The sequence below is a fragment of the Shewanella sp. UCD-KL21 genome (genome assembly GCF_001957135.1).
Classification (GTDB): Bacteria; Pseudomonadota; Gammaproteobacteria; order Enterobacterales; family Shewanellaceae; genus Shewanella.
The window spans coordinates 79,439-106,030 of the sequence record NZ_MPHK01000007.1; the positions used below are offsets into that span (position 1 = coordinate 79,439).

Consider the following 26,592-nt stretch of genomic DNA (forward strand, 5'->3'; position numbering starts at 1 on the left):
AGGATTTTCAAGCTATGATACTCGCCGCATTAAACGCCTTGTATTGAATTAAACCAAGTAGAACAGCCCCCTCACAACCCAATCAGTGGGCTAAAATAAATAGCAGCCGCACAGATCTGAACGCCGCTATGGGCACCTCGTGGCCAGCAGCCCAAATTGGCTTGGCCTATCGAGCAGGCTTAGAAAAAAGATCAACTGAATTAGTGACCTTACTCAATCACTTTAAAATTGAAAACCAGCAATCTGTGGTCATGCTGGCAAAATTACAGTCTGGTCAAACTGCTGAAGATATTGCCAATGAGTGGATTGAGTCTCATCAAAATACGATTTTAGAGTGGCTTACAGGGTTTAATTTACCTCAAAAAGATAAACAATAAATAACGCTAAACAGCGTTTTACCCAGCCACTAAAAAAGCGATCCTAACGGCTCGCTTTTTATTGCTTCAAGCAGTGAAGATAGATCCAAAGCTCAGACTCAAATCAAGGTATTTGTAAATCATGACTCAAACGAGTGACAGTGTTAGCCTGAGTCGTTTCAAGCTATAATGCGCTTCACATTAAACGCCTTGTTATTAAATAGAGCCAAGTAGAACAGCCCCATGAGCCCAGAACGTTTAGCCCGAATAAATCAGATGCTTGATAATCGCCAAGTCGACCTCACGGTTTGTCTCGATAAAGTCCATAAATCGCAAAATATTGCAGCCGTGGTTCGCACCGCTGATAGCGTTGGCATCCATCAAATTCATGCGGTTATGCCCGATAACAGCCTTTGGGTTTCAGGCAATACCGCATCGGGCAGTCAGCAGTGGGTTAATACCGTCAATCACCGCAGTTTTGATGATGCAAAGCAGGTATTTAAAGCGCAAAAAATGCAAGTGCTTGCCACCACATTTTCAGATACGGCAGTGGATTTTCGCGAAATAGATTATACCCAACCAACGGCTATCATCATGGGTAATGAACGCGATGGTGTTAGCGCTGAAGCCATCGCCGCAGCCGATCAACATATCATCATCCCCATGATTGGCATGGTGCAATCACTGAATGTATCAGTAGCTGCTGCGCTGGTAATGTACGAAGCCCAGCGTCAACGCCAACAGGCTAATATGTACGGTAGCCGCCAGCTGGATCACAGCTACTGCCAAACCATGTTATTTGAACAAGGTCACCCAATATTCGCCAAGGCCTGCCGTAGAAAAAACATCCCTTATCCTGCCATCGACCTGCAAGGGCAAATTGATGCCAGCGATGAATGGTGGCAGCGCATGCGCGCACCAGATCCACAAGCTGAGCTCGGTTAACATTCACCTTTGCTGACATTAAACAAGATAAGAATATCCCCCCAACACTGAGGCCTAGGGTCTCAGTGTTGTCAGCTCCCCTTACTCAATAAACATCCTCTAGCGGCTCTTTGATAAATAAAACCTCAGTTGTGAGCCACTTAACCGCTAACAGCGTCTATGCTTATTATTGTAAATAAAAATTACTCACATAAGGAAATAGCCATGGGGATAACTGCTATGAATCATTCAAGGGTAAAATTAACTGGAGTTGCCTTAGCAACACTAGTTGCGCTATGTGGTTGTCAATCAACCTCCTCTGTCATCAGCGCTAAAAAAGACCTCGATATCAGCGTGACACAAAACACTGGCAGGTGCGTGACTGATAATAATGCCAATATCGGCTCACTCAGTGTATTTGCAGCCAATACCCTATCAGGCTATATCGTTGATAATAAATTTGACCAATATGCTAAAGCCCGTATTCAGCAATACCAAACCGACATTGTCATCAAAGATATATACCAAAGCGAAGATGACAGCTGGAGTCAACTTTGTGTCAGCACCCAATTAGATATGACCTTTACCGATAAAGCAAATGCCAGCAAAACATTAACGCTACCTCTATATTTGTCGTTAGATAAAGGCAGCCCTGTACTTGAGATCCACAGCAATAAAACCGATATAGAGTCAGTAAAAGCCAGTGTCTTTCAAGATAATGCTCGCCCAGGTAAGGCGACGCTGGTGATGAAATGGGTCACCCAATGGCGAGAAGATAATCAAGGTAAAGAGCAGCAGCTTTGGAACGGCGAGCTGTTATCGTTTACCTTTGACGATAACGGCCAAATAAGTGTAGATGGTCAATCAGGCCAGCCCTATGTCACCTTCCCTATGCCATCGTATTCTATGGTCAGTAATCAGCCATCACAGTCGGTGCAAAAGTTAACCTTCACGCTAACCGTGGTGAATGACCAAGCAGAATAAACGCCCAATGGACTCTGGCTAAAGCCTTTAAATACGTAGCGCCTTTAGTCAGAGCCATTAGCAATCACGCCCCAAAAAAGACTTACCTTCCATACATTCCAGATGATCAATTCAATAAGCCAAGATTTCAGCTTCACCCCCTAAACTACAGCTAACGTTTTTGCGGCTTAAACGGTGACATACAACAGCGAAAATTCAGCCAACTGCTATATTAATATTAAGCATAAGAGGGATGAAAATGAGTAAATTATTTATTATTTCGCAGCAGGAACAGCAGCAAAAAAATACGCTAACAGATGGGCTTAGGCTTGCTAAACAGTTGCAATTAGCGCCTGAAGTGATGTTCTACCGCGATGAGTCAGTCGCGAATGAAGCCGGAGTTGCTGACATTAGCATTGGTCCTGATGAACAGCTTGCTACTGATGAGCAGCTTGCTACGGATAACAACGCCGAGCTAAAGCAGCAAATGAGTGATATTAACGCTGATGACATAAGGTTTACACCATGCTGGAATAAGCAATCGGTGGACTATATTTGTGAGCATATCACCGCCAACAAATACGCTATGCTGCTTAAATCAATACATGAATCAGCCAGTTTTCGCCCGCTAGATTGCCAACTAATTCGCCATACACAAGTGCCGTTAATGCTATTGAGTAACAACCCCCTGCATAAGGCAAATTCAATTTTAATGGCGATAGACTTGGGGGCGAGCGATCCAGCAAAACAAGCACTGAACCAAGCCATCATTAGCCAAGCGCAGCAACTAGCTCAGGCAACAGCGAGTGAATTACACCTTGGTTATGTGGTACATGTGCCACAAATTCTGCGCGATATAGACATCATTAATACCCACAATTTAATCAAAGAGGCTTACCAGCAACATGACAATCAAATAAAATCCATCGGCCTAGATATGGAGCATGTGCATATTTTGTGTGGTAAAGCAGACCTATGCCTATTTGAATTAAGCTGTCGCCTAAAGGCACAGTACCTTGTCATCGGCAACCGCCAACGACAAGGCATATTGAGGTTTTTAGCCGGTAATACTGCCGAGAATATAATTAAGCGACTTCGCAGTAACGTGCTGATAGTGCCGTGTTGATAGTGCCGTGTTGATATTCCTTGTTGATTTTAGTCACTCATTTTAGTGACTGTTGTTCATTACCCGTTTTCACTATTGGCTTTGGTTTCTCACCGCTTGCCCAGGTTTGACCTCTTTAAGCACTTTTGAGTCTTTGACAATAATCGTGCCATTAACTAACACATAAGGGATACCAGTAGAGGGCAAACCTGCTTCTATCATGGTTGAATTATCAGTCACTGTACTAGGGTCAAAAATGGTAATATCCGCATCTGCATTCACTTGAATACGGCCTTTATGTGCCATTGAAGTCACGCCATTATCCTGTAGATATTTGGCCGGCATATAGCTCATTTTTGACACTGCAGTCATTAACGGCATGATGTTCTCTTCACGCACTAAACGTAGCACTTTTGCATGAGTACCTGCAGCGCGAGGATGACCTTGATTACCTTTATAAGGGGTATCAAAATCAACCGCCATTTCCCCGGTGCTTTTTACCACTAGCGGCATGGCATCACTGCCCACATGCACCGCGGGATGAGTTAGCGCATTAATCATGCCTTGTTTTGCAATGCCGCCAAAAATAACCGATGCACTAGGATCGCTCGCCATCAGTGCTTCATAGCGCGCTTTAGTTAACGGCTTCATGGTGGCAACTTCAATAATATCTTCGTAACTGCGGCCCATATTAGTGCCATAATTGTCTGGCACTAAATAGTCAGCACCGACAACCGTTGCACCTTGGAAGTATGGATAAACTTCAGCTGCAACATGTAAGCCCGCTTTTTGTGCATCTAACACCATGGCCAAGGCTTTTGGGGTTTCATTTAAAGACTGCTGATGAATATGCTGTATTAACAGGCCACCACCATAAATCCCCACACTGGCGATCATTTCTTGGAAACCTAAAATTCCTGTTGTCGCTGGTTTTTGGCTAGAGAAGCGACCATGCAGAAAGGTCGACACGCCATAATCACTGGCAATTTTTTGCCAGGAAATAGTTTCTTCTGAAGTGGTGCCTTTTGACATATAGCCCACAGGAACACCTATCCCTAATGCCCCTTGCTTCATGCCTTCTTCAACCAAGGTATTAATCTGCTGAATTTGCTCTGAGTTAGGTAAAAAAGTGGTCATATGCATCCCTGCATGTGAATGCTGTTGCTGGTATTGATCAAACAGATCATTTACCAGTGTGCCGGTATCAGAAGCATATTTAGGGTTAGCAATTTTTTCACGAATGCCAGCTGGCGATACCGTTGCCCCATAATTGGTCATCGAACGGCCTTCAAGATTTTTATAATACATATCGACCGGATATGCGCCCACTTCAAGCTCAAGAGGAGTAGTTACTCCATCACGCAAATGTAGCTTTTGCCCAAAAGGGATATTGGCAACATGGGAGTGAGTATCAATAAAGCCCGGTGCGACAACCAAGCCTTTAGCATTAATCGCCTCCTTACCTTCGAGATTATCTGTGGTTATTTTAGCAATCTTGCCATCTTTTATACCGATATTAGCGACTTGGTCATACCCGGTTTCAGGGTCCATAACACGGCCATCATTAATCACCACATCAAAGCTCTGAGCTTGAACACCAGCGCCGATAAATGTCATAACGATAATCAGTGGTTTGACACTATTTGAGAATTTCATCTTGTTGCCTCATTAATTTTAATTAAGACGTAAAAGGCTTATTGGATCGGTTCAAGCTCAGCATATTTTAAAAAGCACTGTCGATTGATAGTTGAATTGTAGATGATAATTTTCAAAGCACGATATCGATAGTAGAGGATCAGCTCCCCAGCAAGATGTAAACAGCCAACTTATTAGCTATGTATGCTTTCAATCATTGAATAATGGCCACAAACTCACTAGGATCAACTCATCAGATCGCAAACAAGAATTTACCTATGACCACCGAGCTTTATTTCATCTACGACTCACATTGCCCTTGGAGCTACGCCGCAACACCTTTGGTGAATGCATTACAAGAAGCCTACCCAGAAATGAATGTAAACTTATTACATTGCGCCAATTTCATCGGCAAAGACAGTGCTGGCGAAGAGCAAATGGAAGCGGCAGCAAGAATGAGTGGACTTAAGTTTGGCAGAGATCATATTCGTTATGCCAATAGCCCTAAAAACTCAATCAAAACCGCTAACCTAATGGGATGGTTGCAAAGCAAGCAAGCGAACAAACAACTGCCCGTACTTAATGCGATTCAAAGAGCACACTTTATCGAAGGTAACCCGCTTGATACTAAGCATGATTTCAATGCTATCGTTGAAAAGTTTAAGCTGTCGCCATCAAATAAAGTCTTTAAAGATGAGCTGAGTATGGACGCTGAATATGTACTTGAAGGCATTGCCGAAATCCAACAGGCCATTGGTACTAACAGTTTTCCAGCATTAGTGATGACTGTAGGTGATAACGCCATATTTATCGACCACTCAAAATACATCAGCAGCCCGCATACGGTAGTGGCTGGCGTAGAAAAAGAAATCGCGGCATTTAAAAAGTAAAATAAAGACTGAATTTTAGCAGTGTAAACTGACTTAAAACCACGGCATTGTCCGTGGTTTTTTATTGAAATTAAATAGTTATGACTGAATATAAATCCTAATACCGTAACCAAGGTTTACACTCATCCCATTAACTCTTTTAAAGGCTCAGCCAATTCAGCGCTGATGTTCTGTTAGAATGCTGCCCATAATAACCATATGTATTTATTGGGGTTCCATGAAAGAATTTATCATCATTGGCGCGGGTCAGTCAGGCCTGGCTATGGCATATAACTTATCGAGCAATAATAAAGACTATCTCATTCTCGATGCCAATGAATATATTGGCGCCCCATGGCTCAAGCGCTGGGACTCTTTAACCCTATTTACTCCCACTGAATATAACCATCTACCGGGCATGAAGTTTCCATTTCCCAAAGGTTATTACCCTAATAAATATGAAGTGGCAGACTACTTAAAAAGTTATGTTGATAAGTTCTCGATACCGATTGAGTTTAACCAAAAGGTCAGCTCTATTAAAAAAGTGAATGGTATTTTTGACATAACCACTGCCAACAAAAGCTATAAAGCCAAACAAGTCATCATTGCCACGGGTCCATTTCATACCCCTTACACCCCAGCATGTCATGCAGATATTGCCAAAGATGTTGTTCAGCTGCACAGTGAAAACTATAAAAGCCCAGCTCAGCTGCAACAAGGTGATTGTTTGGTGGTTGGCGCAGGTGATTCTGGGGTGCAAATATTATCTGAAATTGCCGATACCGGCCGCAAAGTGCATTTTTCTGGTACCGATAAAATCAAAGCTATTCCGCAAACCTTTTTAGGTAAAACCTTGTGGTGGTGGTTCAGCAAAATCGGCTTTTTATCGGTTAACCGTTTTAGCAAAGTTGGCAAGTGGCTCAGTAATGGCGTGCAACCTGTCATTGGCACTGACGTAAAATCACTACTCGCAAAAGACAATGTCATCCATATGGGCAGAACCTTGTCAGCCGATGAAAGCAGTATTACATTTCAAAAAGGCAGCGTGACTAGCATCAGAAATATTATTTGGGCGACAGGCTTTAAACCCAACTTTTTTTGGATTGACGGTATCTCATTTGATGAAATGAACTACCCCAGCAATTATCGCGGTGTCAGTAATGATATTGAGGGCTTATATTTTATTGGCTTGCCGTGGCTTTATACCCGAGGCTCTGCCACCCTAGGCGGCGTTTACAAGGATGCGCAGTACTTAATGAATTACATCTCTGAAAACGTTAAAGCAGCTTAAAAGCACCTATCAAGAACGAGCAATTAACTTTAATGGCTTGCTCCCTAAAACAAAAAACGGAATGGGTAGTCGCTCATTCCGTTTTTATTTTTAAGTAAAGTCGCTTTAAAATTCAATATCTTCTATTTAACTAACTGATACTTTGCACTTGAGAAGCTAACAACCAAATGGCTAAGGCAAAAAATATCAGCCCCATAAACTTATTTTGATAAGTTCTAAACTTGTCATTTTTAAGTAGCGGCTTACCTAAACGGCCCACTAAAGCCACCAGCAGTAAATTAAAAGCGAGCCCCATCACGTTCAGGATCAGCCCAAGAGTCAACATCTGCTCACCTGAACTAGCACTTAGCTGGGTTGAAACAAACTGCGGCAAAAATAACACAAAAAATATCAGCGCCTTGGGGTTAAGCAGGTTACTCATTACCGCGCGGCGATAAAGTAATTTGGCTAAGTTATTTTGCTGCTCAATTTCAGGGGCATCTGCTGCGCTGCTGCGCATACAATCCCAGCCCATTTTGAGTAAATAAGCGCCGCCTAGCACCCGCAGCACTTCTAATGCCATCGGATTCATTGCCACTAACGCCGACACGCCCATCGCCGCCAACAAGGTTAAAATAAGCCCAGAGGTCGCATTACCAAAGCTTGCGTACACGCCCACCTTGCGACCATAGCTCAAACTCGAACTGGCGATCAGCAGCATGTCAGGCCCAGGAATTAACAATAAAGCGATCACAGTGGTTAAATAAACAGGAAGTAAAGCCAGATCAATCATGATAAATACAAAATTAGTGATAAAACAGGCGCGGATTCTACAGTTATCCAACATGAATAAAAGTCATCTTGTGTTTAAATGAGAGGTTGGATTGGCAGAGTTTGTTTACAGCTGATTTTAGAGGCAAATGTTAAAGGCTGATTTTAGAGACTGAGTTAAGCTAAAGTTAGCGTAAGCTGAACTGAAACAAGCTAAATAGAATTAGCTGCTATTGCTGAGCGGCTGCATAGCCCATCAGTTTAGGGATGAATCCACATGATACTTGTCACGGCTTATCTCTAAATAAAGCTAAAGCTTAAAACGCCCTAAATTTAAATAGCATTAATAACTATTGCTGAGCGGCTGCATAGTTCATCAAATTAAGGTATGAATCCACATAAAACTTATCTCTGTTGGCTGCTAAATAAGCCAATAGTTCAGCATGAGCTTTGGATGATACCGATAGGTAATCACCGCCGACGCCATGAAAAACCAGGTTAATAAGTAAGGTGTCTGCAGAGGCATTGTTAATATAAGCAATTAACTCTTTACCGGTTTCGCCCCTTGGGTAAATGATGGGGTTGAAGCGTGGATCAATACCGTGACCTTTAATCGCGGTAAATAGGTGGTTTACTTTACTAAGATATTCTTGGCCTGCTGCTTCATCATCTAAGCCTAAAGCGCTGCCCACAACTAAATCACCACAAGGGACGGTATAGGTGCGCTCAGTTTTACCATCAATAGCATTTAAAACAGCATTAGCAGCGCTAAGTTCCTCAATCATCTGCGTGACACTGTACTTATCAAGGTCTTGCTCAGCCTTAACCCAGCCCCGATTAGGCAGCGAGGCGCGGCAAGGATGGTGCATGCTATGGTTACCCAGTTCATGACCTTGTTTAACTGCGGCTTGCCACTCACTCTTTCGCCGCACTAATACCGAAGACGTGGAAATAACATAAAAAGAGCCCTTAAAATGATGCTTATTCAGTGCTGGCAACACCTTGTCTAAATGGCTATTTAGGGCATCATCATAGGACAAACTTACCGCTAATTTACCGCCGCCAGGCCATGTAAAATTTTGAGATTGAGTCTCCGCTGCCGACGCTGAAAAACAGGCCAATGCGAGTAAGACCATTGACCATAAAATCTGTAATATATATTTATTGATCGTCAATTTAGCGCTCATAAAAGTCATTCCAGCCCAGCTTTTTATAAAACCAAATATAAAACAAGCTATAAACTAACATATACATCAGCCTATTATGCATACTCTGACTTTCACTGAGCCGTTATTATTTCGAAATAACAATGCGTGGATCTGTGCCTTCATCACAGCCTTCAAGCATGACTAAATAATCAAAGCTTTCGCCAACTTCAAGCTCTTCTTTCACTTTGCATTTGGCCTTACCATTTTTAAAATTTTTACCGCATTGATCTTTCAGTGGTGAGTTTTTAGTAAATTTTAATTTAAATTTACTAAAAATATCATCTGCCATTTCCCAAGTAATAAAATCACCTCGCTTGGCACAGATACACGCTTCAACCCCTTCACATTGGCCTTGCTCACACCCGCTACCTTCATTAGGTGTAACCGTGACAGCGCACTCACTGGCAACCAAACTAATAGTTTGATCTTCAGCAAGACTTTGTCGTGAAAACATCCCCAATATACCTATGAGTGTAACTAAGGTTAATGCTCGAACTGTGAGTAATGGTTTTATAGTAATATTCATTGCTTTCTTCCTTGTTTTATTGCGTTATGGCATCGCCATGTTGACGTAAACACCTTGAAACTGAACATCTCTAGCCAGCAATTTTTTCGAATAGCCTAATTTAAGGGCATTATCGATATACTGAATAGCCAGTTGTTTTTCATCACAATTCACCGCCGCGATGGCCATGTCATAAAAAAGGTATGGATCGGGGCTATCTTGTAATTGCGTTGAAGTTATTTTTTGCAATGCCGGTTCACACTCACCAAGCTCTGATTGATACCGAGCAAACATTGCCTGCATAACATGGTCGTTGGGGTTAACGACAAATTGCTCACGGGCTAATTTATAGGCTTGTTGATAGCTTTGAAGGGCTTGAGTGGCATCACCAGAAAACTTTTCTGCATCAGCTAAATTAGCCCACAACACAGGATCGTTCGGACTCAGCTTAATCGCCTTGCGATAACTTTGGGCCGCATCAGTGAACTCATATCTAAAAAAGAGTGCTGTCCCAAGGTTTGAGTAAGTTAACGCATTGGGTGCTAAAGATAATGCGGTTTGCCACGCCTTAGTGGCCTTTTCTAATTCATCATCAAGAAAGTAAGCGCCGCCCAAACTGCTGTAGCCATTGGCATAATCAGGCTTTAACAGGGTCACTTTAAGGTACTGCTCTTTAGCATTTTTATATTGACCATTGTTAAAGTAATAATTGCCAAAGCGCTGATAATTTTTCCAGTATCCCGGCTCTAATTGAATCGCATTAGCAAATAAATCCACCGCTTTATCATTGTTACCCAGTTGAGTCTGGCTGTCGGCTGCACCAATAATTGCTTCAATATTTTTAGGGTTTAGGGTTAATGCCTCGTCAAAAAACGCAATAGATTGTGCATAACGGCCACTTAAGCGCTCTAGGTTACCTAAGGCAACTAAGCCTTCTTCTTTTAAATTAGACACCTGAGTCAATGCATTACAAATTTGCTGGGCAGATTCAAACGTCGCAAGCTTTTTATTTATCTGATATTGATTTAGATAGGTTTGACATAAACCCGCGCTGGCTAAAGTAAATTCACCATCAAATGCCAACGCTTTCATAAAGTGAAACTCCGCTTGGGCTAATGTGGCCAGAGTGGGAGCTTTAAACAGCTCGCTTTTACCTTGTATATAACTGTCATAAGCTTTGAAGTCATCGGTGCTGATCAGCTCCTGACTGTCTAATTCACTCGACTGTGCAATCAGTGATAATGCATTAAAAAGCTCACGATATATTTGTTTTTGCACCAACAATATATTGCCGACATCGCCTTTAACAACCGACGACCATACCTGTAAATATGTTTTAATATCAGTAATATGCAATATAATTGAAAATTCACCTGCATTTTCAGTAATGGCGCCATCCACCAAATATCGCACCCCGAGTTTTTCGGCATAGGTGGATAGTTTGCTGTTTTGGGGAATTTCATTTACTGCCCGCTGAGACATTAAATTAAAAGCACTTTGCTTGCTTAAGGCGCTAATAACTTCGCCTTGAAAGGTGGATTCAAAATAATGTGGTAATTGGCTTTGCTCACCAAACACAAAAGGGATAACCGCAATAAGATTATCTTGAATAGGTAGGCTGGTTTTCAGCGCAGCGACCTTGGGTTTTTCATTATAAATAGAGTCAATTAAATGCAGCGATAAAAAACCACCTAAAATGGACAATGCGCCAATAAAGAAAAAATCAAACGCCAACTGCTTGTAAAACACCTTTTTCTTCGGATGATTTCTATCAGCTTTAAATAAGTCTTTTTTGACCTTAATATCCTGAAACCATGTGTAAATAAGTAATATTGGAAAACCGACAACCAGTACTAAAACAACAATTTTAATGCCCCAATCAGGCACATTAAAAATCGGAAAAATAATGGCAATAATTTGAATAATGAGCCAAGTCATAATCGAAAAAGCCACACTAACACGAAATAAATTAGAGTTTTTTAATAAGGCAATATTCAAGTGCCATTGCGGTGTATGCGAACTTTTTTCAGTGGCGGATTTTGACAACGGCGCTTTTAACGCCGCACGCTTTCGGTTAAGCGCCTCCTCATCAAGGGGAGCGACTGTCGCGATTAATCTATAGCCCTTTCGGGTAATGGTTTGGATAAAAACAGGGGACTCTTTGTGATCATCTAAGGCGTGGCGAATTTCGCTAATTACATGGCTTAAATTTCTACGCTTTCGATTAAGTTTCCCCCAACCAAAAGCGAGCAATCGCTGACTTGAAAGCAACTGCTCGGGGTGTGAACATAAATATAATAAGATTTCAAAAGCTTTAGGAGGTAAGTGACGACGTTCCCCATGAATAATCACTTCACCATCTTCAGGTAATACCACAATGTCGTTTAACACAAAACCTTGACGTAAGTTAGGGTCTATTCCTTCCGTATCGCTCTGATTTCTGCCCTTTGAGTCCATAAAAAGTTGAGCCTTATAGATTCTAATGTTCGCCTGAGAATGCGGAAACTATCACTCTGAAATGGGGAGAAACTGCATATTTAACTGAATGATCAGTCTAGGTAGGATTTTTCTATTGCGCAAACCATAGCAAACGCCCTGCTGTTATGGATTTTAAAACCCTCTAATGGCTTTAACCCTGCTATATCAGGCTATGTAGCGATATTCGAACTAAGAGTCATATTTTACATTCACCGTTAGCGACTGAAATTACATACATTAGTAGTACATGATTCCAGACTGTTATATGCACTTTAGTTGTACGCTTGTCATTGTTTAAAGCTAAAATTTTAGCACTCATTGATAACAGCATATTAATACAGTGGGCAACCGGCACCTATCGACCCAATGATTGCCCCCTAAGCCAAAAATAAAAAGCGCCAGTGATAACTAGCGCTTTTTTGGGGGAACTCCTTTAAATTAGTCTTCATTCAACTGTACGGTGACGTTAGCAACATCATTTGCCTCGTTACCTTCATTATCTTTAACCACCACCTCAACGAGATCGGCAAGGTTACTGGCATAAGGGGTAACGTCGCTGGTGTCATATTTAAATACATTTTCAGCGGCGTCATTTTCAGTGGCAAGTAGGTGTACATCGAACTGACATTCATAGTAATCGTTAGCTAAAATGATTTGTGTACCATCAGTGCTACAACTGCTGTTACTCACCTCAAAAGAGTTCGAGTTAATTGCCGTACCGGAATCAGGGACGGTCTGATCACTAATATTGACTTCTTCCAAGGTAACGCTTTCAAATGTCGAATTATTATCAATTCTGACGAAGATGGTGAAGTCAATCTTCAGATCCATTGTGATACTCGGATCGACATTGTTAAAGTTAACATTGGCCGAATCATCGTTGGAACGCACTGAGTTACTTTCGTTATCAATCGCGGTTACATAGGCAGTATTAGTCAATGGGCTAGATGCTGGCTCACCGGTAACCGTGGCTGCGATAGTACACACATAATCAGTGTCGTAAGTCACCACTGTGGTAGTGAAATTACACAGATCATTAGTGACAGTGACTCGAGTCCCATCTAAGACCGGATCTACTAGGCTTTGTAGGGTAATTGATTCACCAGAAGGTGAAGTATTGTCAATAGTAAAGCGATAGATTACGTCACCGCCAGGCTCATCCACATAAGCATCATCACTGTAGGCACTGTCAGGATCACCTGCGACCTTAACTTGTTTAACTAGAGTCAATGCTGGCGCAACATCAGCAATCATCACTTGTTCAAAGTCCGTTGCTGTGGCTTCATCCGCCTCGTTATCGAAACCTTTTACTTCGATATCATTACGCACTGTCCTTGGTTCGCCACTAACATCACGTGTAAAGGTACAGGTAAAGCTATCTCCAGAGTCACCTTTCTTAGCTAACACCTTAGGCCAGCCATCATCACAGCTATTGCCTGTGATGTCTGCTACGAGGTCTAAGTCAGCACTGCCGACCGTATCGACCAAGCTGCTTAAGGTTACTGCATCCACTAGGCTTTCATTACTGATGATCAGCTTATAGGTCACTGCGCCACCGGGCTCAGGAATATAATCAACACCACTACAACGACCATCAGCATCAATCGTACCGCTCATACAGGTATAACCTGGTCCAGCGATGGCAAACTTCTCAATAGCCAACACTGGCGCGACATTTTTAACGGCAACTTGTACTTCACTAGAACAGGTACCATCGACCATAGCGCCGCTTAAAGGCTCAATACATTGACCAATGTTATCGGCATTGTTGTCCTCGGCAATCACCTTAACAACATCACGATAAAATTCATTCGATTGATCATTGGGCAGATCTTCATCATCAATTCGCACCACAATGTCACACTCAAAGGCCAACGTCGCCGCATTTAACACCTTAGGTAAACTCACATCATCACAGGTGTAGTTAGCAGGAGAGTTTTCATCCCAAGTGCCAAGTAGTGTCACATTGCCTTGGGTGACATCGCTACCACTATTTAGATCAAAGCTATACAGATTAGCGTCTGCATCGGTAGTCGACCACACATAATCAGCTAAGGCTGTGACATTGAGATCAGCTTCAGGGGTTTGTGTTTCAACTCTGATGGTATAGGTATAAATTCCGCTAGGCTCAAAAGCCTCACCTGAAATGGGACTTTTAAGGGTTTTGCTCACCAAAGGTGGATTAGGTTGGATAAAGATATTAAGCGGAATGTCACCACAATTACATTTAGAGGTAGTATTGGGCTCTTGACCCGGATTATCACCGTTTGCAGCACAATTGTGTCTTTCTTGATTATCCCACGCAGCACAGTAGACAAAATCGACCTGAGTATCATCACCCGCTTCACACAGCATGGTAAAAGTCGCATCCACTAAGGTGTATTCATCGTTAACTAACGGGCCTTTAGCTATATCACCACAGACATCACCATCTAGATCTTGTGCAACCAATACACCAGAGTCAATATCTGGTGCAAATTCGTTTTTAGGGATAACAATGCTACAAGCTGAATCATCCTGCTGTATAACCTGTGGCGATTGTTGATTCAAAGGTAAGAAAAAGGTGGTATCCCAACGCTCATTGGCATTGGTTCTGACTCGTAAATCAGCCGTCACCATCATAGTGTCACCTTTAGTACAGCTAAAGTTACCTTCACTATCGGGTCCATTACCATCTACCGCTTTTACTGTCACAGTGGTTATTTCAACATCATTTGCAGTACAGTTGAGCGAAGCCCCAAGGACATCTTTAAGACCCTTACCGCCAGTGGCAAAATAAGCATCTGCCATACATGAATTAGGGCTATTAGCCGGCCCTTCATAAATGGGGTTTGCCTCAAGGGTACTAACAGAAACTAAAGAGGTAACCCCCAATAGCATAGCTAGCCCCATCGCAAACCAATTAAATTTAATTCGTCTCATAATAATCACCACTTTGTTATTTAATCTCTAACTAAAATGATTGATACAGCACTATGTGCTGTCGCTATTAATATCAATCGACCTTTACCTTGTGAGCAGCAATGTGACATTGTTTTATATGAAAACAACAAGCGCTCTCAGGCCTGAAAAATCCGCGTTCTAAACACTAGCCTCTAACAAAGCAGTATTTAAGCCAACTTACTAAGCTATTGAAATATTTTGATAAAATGTTTTTACTTGGGTATTTAAACGCTAAGGTGTTACATAAGTGAAACAGTGCTTTTGCCTGATAAATTTAGGGCGTTGTAAATAAGGGAATATTTAGCGAGTGCGTTTATAAAAGTAACTCTAATGGTGTCCAAGCTGTTACTGTCGACATGACTTTGCATACAACATATTGATGAGTAGTAAATTGACTAACAAGCGCGAACATAACTTAAAACATCGTCTCAAGTTGAGGTGTTAAATCTACAGTTTGATTTGGCACTTTTTGATTAAGCGATATAAGGTGGTGCGGGATATTTTCAATTCTCTTGCCGCCGCAGACATGTTGTGATTATTGCGTTTGATAGCATCAAGTAGTAGCTCGGTATCAATATCGACTCTGTGTTGGGCTAAATTAACTTTACCGCTATTATCTTGATGAATGACTGCGGCCTGTAACCCTAAGTCGGCATCGGTTAACTGCTGATTATTTGCCATAATAATGGCGCGGCGGATGCGATTTTTTAGCTCTCTGACATTACCTGGCCATTCATATCCGCACATCACCTCTAGAGCTCTAGCAGTCAGAGCAGATATTTGCTGACTCGGACTGTATTGATGTAGATATTTAGCTGCCAGTAAGGGGATATCCTCTTTGTGCTCCCTAAGGCTAGGTACATGAAGATGTAAAATATTAACCCTATGGTATAAATCCTCTCTAAAACGCCCCTCTTCCACCGCTGTATCTAGATTGATATGCGAAGCAAGTATGATGCGGCAATTGATATTGATAATCTCACTACCGCCAACACGCTCAATGATGTGCTCATCAAGGAATTGCAACAGGTGAACTTGCGATTCTAACGACAAATCGCCTATTTCATCGAGAAACAAACTGCCATTATGGGCTCTTTCGATATGGCCAATATATTGCTTGTCGGCGCCAGTGAAGGCCCCTTTCTCATGGCCAAATAACTCTGAATTTATCAAACTAGCAGATAAGGCACCACAATTGATGGTAATAAATGGGCCATTATGACGGCTTGATTGACGATGAATTAAATGGGCACAAAGACCTTTCCCCGTGCCGGTTTCTCCACTAATAAGTACAGCTTCATCTGCCTGAGCTATTTTCGAAATTTTACTTTTCAGTTGCTTAATGATTGTTGATTCACCGAGAATTTCATCACTTGTATTAGCTGTGAGTTCAGCAGCTTGGTGCATTGTTTTCAACTGCGCCATACCATAGGCGTGACCTAAAGTATGTTGCAACCGCTCCCAGTCAATTGGAAGGTGATGATAATCGCTAAAGTAACGACTAAGGCAATTGGTGAGCTTAACATCGGCAATACTGGTATCGGTTAAGATTGCGATCCAGAGCAGATCATCCTGACAATCATTTAATTGATTAATGCTACTGAGCACTTTTTTTATCTGTTTTTTAGAAATCAATGCGATAGCAATTTTAATGTCATACTGATTAAGTATGTTTAGCGCACAGCTTGGTTTGTCAGCATGAATACAGTGCCAACCAAATGGTTTAAGTTCACGTTCGGCTTCAAACTCCTTATTGGTAAAGTTCAGCACCAATAACTCCCTTATTGGCGGCGGGCTACACTTAAATTTTTTCACTGTATTAGCACCCGGGGTAGTGTTGCACAAGTCAGCGCACTAACAATCACCTACTAATTGTAGGGTAATAACTGTGGTTAACAACTTTTTGCGTGTCAATATGGGTTAATAGCAGAGAGTGATCCATTGCTTTACTTTAATAAACTTTGCTTAAAATTCTCCACCATAGCCATGATCAAATCACCAAATTAATGTGCAGCCAAAGGGTTGCAAGGCTGCACCTCAAAGCTTAGTTATTTTTCAGCAAACCAAGAGGTGCAAATACCTCATAGTGGTGAATCCCATCAATTAGACTCACTATCAGTTTATTCGTCTAACAACCCGTAATGACACGAGCAAAGACTAAACCGAACAACTAACTGTAGATGCCCTAAAAATTGGCAACTCAAAAGGTAGTCATGTTTTGTTTATCCCCATTCAGATAAAAACCATCAAAACGATTGAGCTTAAAAGCGCCAAAGTCTGACTTTATGAACTAACTTGATAGGTAGCCTTCTAGAAACACTATTGCTATCGATATTACTATCGCTTTACTCATACGCCTGTTTTTGTGTTGAAAAAGCTAATGGTAATTCAACCTGAACACCTAATGTATCCCGATTCATGCAATCAAATTGTGCCAGAAGCGAATTAGGGGTCAATACACTAAGGAAGTTAAGTTATGAATAAAAACACCACAAATACTGGTGGCAAATGCCCAGTAATGCACGGTGGCACCACAGACAACAGCATGCCCAACACCAAGTGGTGGCCTAAAGCGCTTAATCTGGATATTTTGCATCAACACGATGCTAAGACTAATCCCATGGGCGATCGCTTCAATTATCAAGAGGAAATTAAAAAGCTCGATGTGGCTGAGTTAAAGCAAGATATGCATGCACTAATGACTGATAGTCAACCATGGTGGCCTGCTGACTGGGGACACTACGGCGGCTTAATGATTAGAATGTCATGGCATGCAGCTGGCACTTACCGCACTGCTGATGGTCGCGGCGGTGCTGGCACCGGGAATCAGCGCTTTGCCCCGCTTAATTCATGGCCTGACAACGTCAACCTCGATAAAGCCCGTCGATTACTGTGGCCAATTAAGAAAAAGTACGGCAACAAGCTCAGTTGGGCAGATTTAATTGCCTACGCAGGCACCATAGCCTATGAGTCTATGGGGCTTAAAACCTTCGGTTTCGCCTTTGGCCGTGAAGATATCTGGCATCCTGAAAAAGACATCTACTGGGGAGCTGAAAAAGATTGGCTGGCTCCAAGTAGCAGCGAAGGCAGTCGCTATTCAGGTGAGCGGGAGCTCGAAAATCCATTAGCCGCAGTAATGATGGGATTAATTTACGTCAACCCAGAAGGGGTTGATGGTAAGCCTGATCCACTAAAAACCGCCCAAGACATTCGTGTGACCTTTAAACGCATGGCCATGAATGATGAAGAAACCGTTGCCCTCACCGCTGGCGGTCATACTGTGGGTAAGGCCCATGGTAACGGTGACGCAACCTTACTTGGCCCAGAGCCAGAAGCGGCTGACATTGAACAACAAGGCATGGGCTGGAACAACCAAGCGAATCGCGGCATTGGTCGCAATACGGTATCCAGTGGTATAGAAGGCGCATGGACGACTCATCCTACCCAGTGGGACAATGGCTATTTTCAGCTGTTACTTAACTACGATTGGGAGCTCACCAAAAGCCCAGCAGGCGCTTGGCAGTGGCAGCCTATCAATATTAAAGAGCAAGATAAACCGGTTGATGTTGAAGACCCAAGCAAACGCTACAACCCCATGATGACAGATGCTGATATGGCGATGAAAATCGATCCTGAATACCGAAAAATATCCGAGCATTTCTATCATCATCCTGATGAGTTTGCTGATGCTTTTGCCAGAGCTTGGTTTAAGCTGACTCACAGAGACATGGGGCCTAAAACCCGTTATGAAGGCCCAGATGTGCCAGATGAGGAGTTGATTTGGCAAGATCCTATCCCCGCAGGTAACCGCCACTACGATATTCAGTTGGTAAAAGAGCAGATCAGCGCCAGCGGCTTAACTATCAGCGAAATGGTAACAACAGCATGGGACAGCGCCAGAACCTTTAGAGGCTCAGATATGCGCGGTGGCGCTAATGGCGCCCGCATTCGGTTAGCGCCACAAAATATGTGGCAAGGTAACGAGCCTACACGCCTGTGTAAGGTATTAACTATACTTGACGCTATCGCCACCAATACAGGAGCCAGCATCGCTGATGTCATTGTTTTAGCAGGTAATGTCGGGGTTGAACAAGCAGCAAAGGCGGCTGGGTTTGAGATGATAGTGCCGTTTTTTCGCGGCCGAGGTGATGCAAGCCAAGCGATGACCGATATTGACTCCTTTGCCGATTTAGAGCCGCTTCATGATGCATTTCGTAACTGGTTAAAGAATGATTATATTGTCAGCGCAGAAGAGTTAATGCTCGATCGCAGCCAACTGATGGGGCTCACCGCCCCTGAAATGACGGTACTTGTAGGCGGTATGCGGGTGCTTGGCACCAACTACGGCAATACATCACATGGGGTATTTACCGATAATGTTGGCGTGCTCAGTAATGACTTTTTTGTCAATCTCACCGATATGAATTATAGCTGGCAACCAAAATCCGATAATCTGTTCGATATTTGTGAACGTCAAACTGGCAAACTCAAGTGGACGGCAACGCGGGTAGATTTGATTTTTGGTTCAAACTCGCAGCTGCGAGCCTATGCTGAAGTGTACGCCCAAGATGACAATAAAAAACGATTCGTTCGCGACTTTATCACCGCGTGGGCGAAGGTGATGAACGCAGATCGTTTTGACTTAATCTAAGTCGTTAGGCAGGTATGCATGCAATTTAACACTAACAAAGTGTTGAGATTCAAAAGCAAAAAAGCGAATCAATCGATTCGCTTTTTAATGCTTCTTGCTAATAAGTTACTTTATTAACTCAAGCTACTGATTTAAAAATTAATCAGCTTACTTGTAAAAGGCTTCAATAGTGCCTTTCACTGTCATCATCAGCGGTTGACCGCGACGGTCTAACGCTTTGTGAGATGGCACTTTAACCCAACCTTCACTGATGCAATATTCTTCAACGTCAAAACGCTCTTTACCGTTAACGGTAATACCAATGTCGTGATCGAAAATGGCAGCCACATGATGTGGGCTACGTGGGTTAACGGAAAGGCGATCAGGTAAAGCAAGTTTCTCAGTTGAATCAGTCATGGTCTGCTATCTGTAGTAATAAATATATGCGCTATTGTAGGCAATAGCGCCGTTTTGCTCAAGCGCAGCTGTCGTAAATGTGAGAATACTCCACAGAGTCAATTAAGATTAGTAAACTTGAGTAGCTTGATTCGTTGCACTGAAAATAATTCAAGCTCCCCCCCCAGCAATTCAATAGTTACATTACAACCGCGCACCAGATACCAAACAAGTCAATCACAAGTAACCATTTGTATCTACACAACTAACAAGATATTCTAGCTGACTTAGCTAGGTCAAATATGACTCATGGATACTGTAGTAAAAAGGATTTTTGAATGTTAATAAAAACAATGATGCTCTCTGTCATTTTACTTCTTGCAGGGTGTGGAGGAGGTAATGACTCAGACAATAGTTCTGATTTAAATAATAAACCAACAACACCAACGATAACCAATGAAATTCAAGGACGCTGGCTTCTAAAGATCCCTGATAGCAAATGCATTGAGACATATAGCTTCAATAGCGACCTTTCATCGCAAATTATATCCAGTGAGCAAATTACCACCGCCAGTTACCAATTCAAAAATCAAATAAATGCTGGAGAAAAGCATCCCCTCACTATTAATATAATTTCTTCAAACTCATTACCCGACTGCGAAGGCAATATACAAAATATTTCTGAAGGACAATTATCCATTTTTGTCAGTTTTAACGACGAATACCAAATGCAGTGGTTTGAAACTGCCGACGAAAACGAAGTATTAGCTACATTTATAAAAGAGCCTCAAATTACTTTTAAGCAACTACCTGAAGCTATAAATTATGGCGATAAGCTCAAGGTTGAAATCGAAATATTGCCTGATGTTGGGGTAGCACCTGAACTCGTGTATGGCCCAACAGGAATGTCGATTTCAGATGATGGTTTCCTCATTTGGGAGGCTCAGTCAATTGCTTTTTCATCCAGCCAAGATATTAATTTTGCCCTGACTATTGCTGATTATGGAGTCATTAAGCACTCTTCAATAAATCAAACATCTGATGCTTCCTTTAACGCTTATTCTGGCATTTCTGCTACAGGACAAAAGGGGGACATCTCAGTAGCTCACTTTCAATCATCACAAGAGAAACAAATTTTATTATTAACTCATACTAAGCAGATTTTACTATTAGGTAAGCAAGGGGAAGAGTATGTCCAACAGTGGAGCTACCCGTATAATTTCGAAGCCTTAAAAGTCACACACTATGATTTCGATAATAATGGTTTTAATCATATAATTGCAATGAAGAACAATAAAATCATATCCATTAACCCAGAAAACAATGAAGTGGATGTTCTCGTAGAAATAGATAAATTTGAGCAATCTAATACAATTAGAAACAAAAAATTTGTCGATTTTTCAATTGCTGATATTAACGAGGATGGTAATGCTGATATTGTTTTAATCACCGCATGTAGAGACTGTGGCAATAATCCTAATCATGACCTTTGGGTGTGGAATACCAAGTCAAAATCAATAGATGCCCTATATGATCTTCAAACCCAACCATCGCAAGTTTTCATAGATAAAATTATCAATTTAAATTCAAAACAAATTATATTAGATGATGGTTCAGTATTTGATAATGAACTGAATAAATTAAATTGGCAGCACTCTAATACCGAAGAAACACTATTTACATTAGCTGATATTGATAATGATAAAGTGCTAGAGTTTGTTCATTTCAACAAACAAAACCAATCTATTGAAATTCTCAAATATGGCAATAGCTCTCCAACTGCTAGCTTGATACTAGCAGAACCAGTATGTAGCCTACATGCAGCTACCCTCAATACTGATAGCCCTAAAAGTCTTATTACTGGCCCATGCAATGCATACGGCGGTAAGTTAAATGCATATTCTAGCCAAAGTTTAGAGCTAGAATGGAACCTGTTTGCTAGCAACACAGTTAATATCATTACCGCTGATATTGAAGGTAACGGGTTTATTGAATTGATACGTTCTGGCTATTCGACCATCAGTACCATTGAATTCAAACCTGACCCAAAAGGCGCTTGGTTATCCAGCTTTTCAACCCCAGCAAAGAACTACCACACAGCAGGAAACTTAAAGGTAGATAATGGAGAAGCAAAAACATTTTTTTATATGCCTCTTCACAATTGGGATCTGGTCAGCATTGCAGAAAATGGAAAGATAGAAACAAACAATCTTTACCAATATGAAAACGGGATTACTGGGTCAATTTATGCACTTGATATATTTGATGCTAATTTAGACGGTATTAACGAGGTCATTATTAACACTCAGTCTGATTACGGTCATACCATTTTTTCACAAGAACTAACATCAGGAGTGTTACTTTGGGAGAAAAAACTCAGCCCTAATGCATCACAAAACTCATATATAGCAACGATTAAACTTGAAAATTCTGACATTAATAGCGATGGTTTTTCTGATTTAATCGTTGTGAATAGTTACCAAGTTTATATAGAAGATTTAGTCAATCAAACAGTGCTTTGGAATTATCAGCCGACAGATATATTAACAATCATAGACGCTAACTTTTCTAGAAACGAACAAGAGCAATTAGTTGCTGTTATCTCATCAATAAAACGAGATGCTAATAACCATGTAATTAATACTGTGGAGCAATTTGAATATTCAAATGGTGTTTTCTCACCAATAAACTCAACAACACTTTCTTGTGAAAAAATACAACTCATTAAGCAAGCTACTAAAATTGCTTGTGTAACCCCTCATGGTTCGCCATATGGTAACAGGACTGAAATATTAATACTTGATACCACTTTAACTCAAATAAGCTCCTATTTGATTGATGGTGAGGTGACAAATATTTTACAACCAACTGGTTCAGATAATTTGCTAATTAGTAGCTGTGATAGTGGGGAAAGCGGTTTAACTAGTAACCCTAATTGCACGCTTTCAATGAGAGCTGCTATTGGAGGAGAAATAATATGGCAAACTCCAGCTTTAGATGCTGCTATAACAACTGACTCCATTCAATATACGCCAGCAACACAAACCACTCGCGCTCATCTTAGCTTTGCCACTAACAACGCTATGTATATTGTAAAATAAGCAAAAAATAAAGTGTCCCCCTCTTTATAAACTAGACAGAGATCAAAGTGAACCTCATCAGGTTCGCTTTGATGCTTACAGACTGATTTACCACTTTTCTCTCTATAAAAATTGTGATTTCCGAAACAATAAAAATTATCAAAAAATATCATTAACTGATAAAGCCAACAAACTAAAAGCTCCCCCATAGCAACCAAAAACGATTTAAGCTATTGTAGTACAAATAGGTGATAACTCTGTGATAGCCGCTGTAAACGTTAGTAATGCAGTGTGAGTTAAGCGTCTGTAAATAAGCTTTTTGAAGTGATTATTTAAGATTTAAAGCGGTGATTACAACCGCTATTAAAGCCGGTATTTGGCAATCACTATCTGTGTCACCTATTTCAATTTACAAGTTATGCAGTTTTTAACGTATTAAATTTACACGTATTTAAGGTTTAACCGTGCCCTCTCAGTCCTATGTAAAAAACAACCTTTCCCTTGCTTGGCCATTAGCATTAAACGGATTGCTGATGCAGTCGATGCTGATGATAGATACCTTATTAGTATCGCCTTTAGGTGAAATCCCCTTAGCGGCGATGGGCATCGCCACTGCAATTGTGGCTGCAATTCTGGGTATTCAAATGGCATTGGCTAATGGAACCCAATTAGTATTAAGCCGCGCAGTTGGCTCTGGCAATAAGCAAACATTATCAAAAGCATTTTGGTCTGGGCTAATGATTAACTGCTCGGTCGGCTTGCTTTTTTGGATCTTATTAACCCTGTTTGATCGCCCTTTAATTGGCCTGCTGACAGATAATCTGCAGCTACAACAAGAAATTGCCAGTTACTTAGTTATTTCAAAATACATCATCCTTTACACCGCGCTAACCCAAGTGATGATAGCCCTGTTTAATGGCTTAGGTCGCACTAAAATCCCTTTCAAAGGTTACCTTATTGAGCTGCCTATCAATGCTGTGCTTTCATATTTACTGATCCACGGTTATGCCTTTAGCGACACTATGGTTATCAATGCCATGGGCGTTCAAGGCGCTGCCCTTGGTAGCATTATTGCCATAAGCGTGCGGCTTATGTATCTGGGCTCATATATGAAATACAGCCCTGACATTGAGATCACGCTGCCTGATAAAAACACCTCTATGAGCCGCAATATTCGGCTGCATTTTATTGAGATTTTTCCCGTTGCTGCCAATGTAACCATGCTGATGATGGGAGTGACTGTATATCAGTTGCTGTACTCACAGCTTGATATTAATGCTTATGTTGCCATCACCTTGGTGATGCCTTGGATTAAAGCAGGAACCCAATTTATTGCAGCTTGGTCACACTCATCAGCCATTACCATTAGCCAAGCTATTGGTTCTAATAAGATGGATGATTTAAGTAAAAACGTTGATACCAGTATCGATATTGCCGTGGTTATTTCAGTGATATGCGCAATGTTTTTTGGGGTGTTCAGCATTTTTATTGCCGATATTTACCCGCATTTAGATGCCGCCACCTATCAGGCATTAGCCGTCATTGCGCCGCTATACATCTTTTTGCCCATCGTGCGTGGTTACAATACCGTTCATGGCAATATATTACGTGCGGTAGGTAAAACCACAGCGGTGTTCAAAATTAACTTTACTGGCCAATGGGTCATTTCAATCCCCTTATGTGCGCTGATCATTTTAGTCTTTGATGGGTCAATTTTCTGGGCCTTTGCAATTCAGCCATTTGAAGAAGTCGTTAAAGCCCTGCCGTTTAGGCAACTCGCCAGAAAGTCGCTAAAAGAGTTCGACCATAAAAAAGCCCAAGCATTGATGTATGACTAAAACCTATGTCTAGAAAGTGCAGTTATAGTCAGTGATAAGTAGAGAATTGATACACTCAGCAGGTATAGATTTTTTCAGGCGCTATTAAGCTAGGCAGATTTATTGCCTTTACCCACTAATCCACCATTTTATGATCTCGGCCAAATTACCAAATGCTAATACTTGCTAGTATCGCGGCAAATTTTACTGAGTAATAAATATGCAATTAGATTTAAATGGTATGACGCCAAAACAGTTTCTTGAACAGTATTGGCAAAAGAAACCACTGGTGATCCGTCAAGGCTTTAAACACTTTGAAGACTTACTTTCACCAGAAGAAATGGCAGGCCTTGCTTGCGAAGACGTGGTTGAGTCGCGCCGCGTATTTAAAGCAAACGATGAATGGCAAGCTGAGTTTGGCCCATTTGAATCCTATGAAGAGCTCGGTGAAACTGACTGGACCTTAATTGTCCAAGCCCTTAATAACTGGGTGCCAGAAGCTGAAGAACTGCTCAAATGTTTTGATTTTATCCCACGCTGGCGCTTAGATGATGTGATGGTCAGCTATGCGACTCCAGGTGGCGGAGTTGGACCTCATATCGACCTCTATGACGTATTTATCTGCCAAGGTTCTGGTCGACGTCGCTGGAGAGTGGGCGATCTTGGGCCGCACAAAGAGTTTGCCGCTCACCCAGCATTACTGCACACCGAAGCATTTGAGCCTATCATTGATGTTGAATTACTGCCTGGCGATATCTTATATCTACCGCCTGGTTACCCGCATGATGGCGTCACCCTTGAGCCATCAATGAGCTTTTCAGTGGGTTACCGCACCGCATCAGCCAAAGATATGGTTAGCGCTATGGCCGATCACATCATTGATAAAGATTTATGCAATGAGCAGATTGCCGATCCTGACCGCGCCCTAAGTGAGCATTCAGGTATTGTGAACAACAGCGATCTTGAGCGGATTAAACAACAATTGTTTGCCACCCTTGATGACAAGTTAGTCAGCGAGTTTAGTGGCCGTTACCTAACACAATCTAAGTGTGAACTTGATTTACCTGACGAAAGTTTAGGGTTTCAAAGCTTAGATGTAACCGAGCAGCTTAAGCAACAACCTTTAATTAAACTCGGCGGCCTACGTACTTTGTACTTTGAAGCAAGTGTGGCTGACGGTGTGCTGTATATTAATGGCGAGCAACTGCAATTAGCTGCGGGCAACCAAGCCTTAATCGCACTGCTATGTGATACCCAAGAGCTTAGTGCACAAGACCTAAGCCCATGGTTAAACGATAACCAAGTGGTTGAGCAATTAACCGCTTGGGTTAATGCTGGTTACTGGTATTTTGACGACATCGACTAGCTCAGATTAGCTCAGATAAGCTGCAGTTGATGACTTTAAATGAGTGCTCAACTGAAGAAACGGTCTTTATCAAGCAATCAACAAAAATGGTTCAGCGACATCAGTCACTGAACCATTTTTTCTTTGAGATGAACAAGGAACAAGTAACGACCCCTTCGCACCATTACCCCTAAAACCGATAGCCACTCAGCCTAGACCGAGCTTTATTGAATGAGATCAATTTGATACCGAGTTAATAACTGTGAATTGCGTCAGATTCAGCTTTGCAGTTTGATG

The 26,592-nt window shown here is 41.7% G+C and carries 18 protein-coding genes; 10 read left to right on the plus strand and 8 right to left on the minus strand.

What is annotated here, in order from left to right:
• The first annotated feature begins 128 nt into the window (after positions 1-128).
• From BM739_RS08325 to BM739_RS08340, 4 genes are all read left to right on the plus strand, one after another.
• Entirely contained in the window at positions 129-377 is a 249-nt protein-coding gene (locus BM739_RS08325) for a glycine betaine ABC transporter substrate-binding protein (RefSeq protein ID WP_076539541.1), read from the plus strand.
• A 222-nt stretch (positions 378-599) separates the two neighbouring features.
• Positions 600-1,301, plus strand: a complete 702-nt coding sequence (gene trmH / locus BM739_RS08330) for a tRNA (guanosine(18)-2'-O)-methyltransferase TrmH (RefSeq protein ID WP_076539542.1) — start codon at positions 600-602, stop codon at positions 1,299-1,301.
• A 204-nt stretch (positions 1,302-1,505) separates the two neighbouring features.
• Positions 1,506-2,264 (plus strand): hypothetical protein, encoded by a 759-nt coding sequence (locus tag BM739_RS08335; RefSeq protein ID WP_076539543.1) that lies wholly within the window; start codon positions 1,506-1,508, stop codon positions 2,262-2,264.
• A gap of 238 nt (positions 2,265-2,502) precedes the next feature.
• The gene (locus BM739_RS08340; RefSeq protein WP_076539544.1) at positions 2,503-3,369 is read left to right on the plus strand and encodes a universal stress protein; all 867 of its coding nucleotides are present in this window, start codon (positions 2,503-2,505) and stop codon (positions 3,367-3,369) included.
• A 72-nt stretch (positions 3,370-3,441) separates the two neighbouring features.
• On the opposite strand, the gene BM739_RS08345 is transcribed toward BM739_RS08340, so the two are convergent.
• On the minus strand, positions 3,442-5,004 hold the full coding sequence (locus BM739_RS08345) for an amidohydrolase family protein (protein ID WP_076539545.1): 1,563 nt from the start codon (positions 5,002-5,004) through the stop codon (positions 3,442-3,444).
• Between the two features lie 257 nt (positions 5,005-5,261).
• Here BM739_RS08345 and BM739_RS08350 point away from each other — a divergent pair, with 257 nt between their 5' ends.
• Complete coding sequence (locus BM739_RS08350; RefSeq protein WP_139326852.1) at positions 5,262-5,873, plus strand: protein-disulfide isomerase; 612 nt, start codon at positions 5,262-5,264, stop codon at positions 5,871-5,873.
• Between the two features lie 217 nt (positions 5,874-6,090).
• Complete coding sequence (locus BM739_RS08355) at positions 6,091-7,143, plus strand: NAD(P)/FAD-dependent oxidoreductase (RefSeq protein WP_076539549.1); 1,053 nt, start codon at positions 6,091-6,093, stop codon at positions 7,141-7,143.
• A gap of 130 nt (positions 7,144-7,273) precedes the next feature.
• On the opposite strand, the gene BM739_RS08360 is transcribed toward BM739_RS08355, so the two are convergent.
• The 6 genes from BM739_RS08360 to BM739_RS08385 all read right to left on the minus strand — a co-directional run bounded on the left by BM739_RS08360 (position 7,274) and on the right by BM739_RS08385 (position 16,797).
• The gene (locus BM739_RS08360; protein WP_175609505.1) at positions 7,274-7,915 is read right to left on the minus strand and encodes a LysE family translocator; all 642 of its coding nucleotides are present in this window, start codon (positions 7,913-7,915) and stop codon (positions 7,274-7,276) included.
• A gap of 328 nt (positions 7,916-8,243) precedes the next feature.
• Entirely contained in the window at positions 8,244-9,080 is an 837-nt protein-coding gene (locus BM739_RS08365; RefSeq protein ID WP_076539757.1) for a polysaccharide deacetylase family protein, read from the minus strand.
• A 106-nt stretch (positions 9,081-9,186) separates the two neighbouring features.
• Entirely contained in the window at positions 9,187-9,627 is a 441-nt protein-coding gene (locus tag BM739_RS08370; protein ID WP_076539552.1) for a hypothetical protein, read from the minus strand.
• A gap of 24 nt (positions 9,628-9,651) precedes the next feature.
• Entirely contained in the window at positions 9,652-12,063 is a 2,412-nt protein-coding gene (locus BM739_RS08375) for a tetratricopeptide repeat protein (RefSeq protein ID WP_076539554.1), read from the minus strand.
• A gap of 459 nt (positions 12,064-12,522) precedes the next feature.
• Positions 12,523-15,006 (minus strand): hypothetical protein, encoded by a 2,484-nt coding sequence (locus tag BM739_RS08380; RefSeq protein WP_076539556.1) that lies wholly within the window; start codon positions 15,004-15,006, stop codon positions 12,523-12,525.
• 468 nt (positions 15,007-15,474) lie between these two features.
• Complete coding sequence (locus BM739_RS08385; RefSeq protein WP_254843508.1) at positions 15,475-16,797, minus strand: sigma-54 dependent transcriptional regulator; 1,323 nt, start codon at positions 16,795-16,797, stop codon at positions 15,475-15,477.
• Between the two features lie 706 nt (positions 16,798-17,503).
• Here BM739_RS08385 and katG point away from each other — a divergent pair.
• Positions 17,504-19,678 (plus strand): catalase/peroxidase HPI, encoded by a 2,175-nt coding sequence (gene katG, locus BM739_RS08390; protein ID WP_076539560.1) that lies wholly within the window; start codon positions 17,504-17,506, stop codon positions 19,676-19,678.
• 147 nt (positions 19,679-19,825) lie between these two features.
• Here katG and BM739_RS08395 read toward each other — a convergent pair whose 3' ends face one another.
• Entirely contained in the window at positions 19,826-20,074 is a 249-nt protein-coding gene (locus BM739_RS08395) for a DUF3297 family protein (RefSeq protein WP_076539562.1), read from the minus strand.
• 317 nt (positions 20,075-20,391) lie between these two features.
• On the opposite strand from BM739_RS08395, the gene BM739_RS08400 reads away from it, so the two are divergent.
• The 3 genes from BM739_RS08400 (at position 20,392) to BM739_RS08410 (ending at position 26,316) form a co-directional block, all read left to right on the plus strand.
• Positions 20,392-23,154 carry a hypothetical protein gene (locus BM739_RS08400; RefSeq protein ID WP_076539564.1) on the plus strand — a complete coding sequence of 921 codons (2,763 nt, stop codon included), beginning with the start codon at positions 20,392-20,394 and terminating at the stop codon, positions 23,152-23,154.
• Between the two features lie 443 nt (positions 23,155-23,597).
• Complete coding sequence (locus BM739_RS08405; RefSeq protein ID WP_076539566.1) at positions 23,598-24,971, plus strand: MATE family efflux transporter; 1,374 nt, start codon at positions 23,598-23,600, stop codon at positions 24,969-24,971.
• A 199-nt stretch (positions 24,972-25,170) separates the two neighbouring features.
• Positions 25,171-26,316, plus strand: coding sequence for a cupin domain-containing protein (locus BM739_RS08410; RefSeq protein WP_076539567.1), 1,146 nt, complete (start codon positions 25,171-25,173; stop codon positions 26,314-26,316).
• Positions 26,317-26,592 lie beyond the last annotated feature (276 nt).

Excerpts from the sequence above, each read along its gene's own strand:
- BM739_RS08325 (WP_076539541.1), top strand. The coding sequence starts at position 129 with ATGGGCACCTCGTGGCCAGCAGCCCAAATTGGCTTGGCCTATCGAGCA.
- trmH (WP_076539542.1), top strand. The coding sequence starts at position 600 with ATGAGCCCAGAACGTTTAGCCCGAATAAATCAGATGCTTGATAATCGC.
- BM739_RS08335 (WP_076539543.1), top strand. The coding sequence starts at position 1,506 with ATGGGGATAACTGCTATGAATCATTCAAGGGTAAAATTAACTGGAGTT.
- BM739_RS08340 (WP_076539544.1), top strand. The coding sequence starts at position 2,503 with ATGAGTAAATTATTTATTATTTCGCAGCAGGAACAGCAGCAAAAAAAT.
- BM739_RS08345 (WP_076539545.1), bottom strand. The coding sequence starts at position 5,004 with ATGAAATTCTCAAATAGTGTCAAACCACTGATTATCGTTATGACATTT.
- BM739_RS08350 (WP_139326852.1), top strand. The coding sequence starts at position 5,262 with ATGACCACCGAGCTTTATTTCATCTACGACTCACATTGCCCTTGGAGC.
- BM739_RS08355 (WP_076539549.1), top strand. The coding sequence starts at position 6,091 with ATGAAAGAATTTATCATCATTGGCGCGGGTCAGTCAGGCCTGGCTATG.
- BM739_RS08360 (WP_175609505.1), bottom strand. The coding sequence starts at position 7,915 with ATGATTGATCTGGCTTTACTTCCTGTTTATTTAACCACTGTGATCGCT.
- BM739_RS08365 (WP_076539757.1), bottom strand. The coding sequence starts at position 9,080 with ATGAGCGCTAAATTGACGATCAATAAATATATATTACAGATTTTATGG.
- BM739_RS08370 (WP_076539552.1), bottom strand. The coding sequence starts at position 9,627 with ATGAATATTACTATAAAACCATTACTCACAGTTCGAGCATTAACCTTA.
- BM739_RS08375 (WP_076539554.1), bottom strand. The coding sequence starts at position 12,063 with ATGGACTCAAAGGGCAGAAATCAGAGCGATACGGAAGGAATAGACCCT.
- BM739_RS08380 (WP_076539556.1), bottom strand. The coding sequence starts at position 15,006 with ATGAGACGAATTAAATTTAATTGGTTTGCGATGGGGCTAGCTATGCTA.
- katG (WP_076539560.1), top strand. The coding sequence starts at position 17,504 with ATGAATAAAAACACCACAAATACTGGTGGCAAATGCCCAGTAATGCAC.
- BM739_RS08395 (WP_076539562.1), bottom strand. The coding sequence starts at position 20,074 with ATGACTGATTCAACTGAGAAACTTGCTTTACCTGATCGCCTTTCCGTT.
- BM739_RS08400 (WP_076539564.1), top strand. The coding sequence starts at position 20,392 with ATGTTAATAAAAACAATGATGCTCTCTGTCATTTTACTTCTTGCAGGG.
- BM739_RS08410 (WP_076539567.1), top strand. The coding sequence starts at position 25,171 with ATGCAATTAGATTTAAATGGTATGACGCCAAAACAGTTTCTTGAACAG.